The organism is Bradyrhizobium sp. TM239 (genome assembly GCF_036247985.1).
Taxonomy (GTDB): Bacteria; Pseudomonadota; Alphaproteobacteria; order Rhizobiales; family Xanthobacteraceae; genus Bradyrhizobium; species Bradyrhizobium ottawaense.
On sequence record NZ_BTIR01000075.1, the window covers coordinates 1 to 347 of the forward strand.

The following is a 347-nucleotide window of genomic DNA, read 5'->3' on the forward strand; positions in this document are numbered from 1 at the left end:
TCCTCGGCGACCCAGTCGTCAAGCCCGACCGCCGCCACGATGGCACCGCCGGCGCGCGAGGAGGCGCCGTGGCCGAGCTTGGCGACGACTGGAACGCCCGCATAAAGGGATTCCCAGGTGCTGACGCCGCCATTCTGCGGAAATGGATCGAGCGAAATATCGACTCTCGCGAAGGCCTGAAGATGTTCCGCGCGCGCTGACGAGCCCAGGCAGGTGATGTTCTCTGCTGGGATGCCCTGGTTCACGAGTCGCGCAAGAAGGCCATCGCGTACCAGAGAATCGTCAAGCAGCGTATGTTTGATGATGATCTTCGATCCGATCACCTCGCGCATCACTTTCGACCACAC

General features: G+C 62.0%; 1 pseudogene. It reads right to left on the reverse strand.

Annotated elements, in window-relative coordinates:
- A pseudogene (locus AABA84_RS34975) lies at positions 1–347 on the reverse strand (tetratricopeptide repeat protein); the annotation flags it as partial.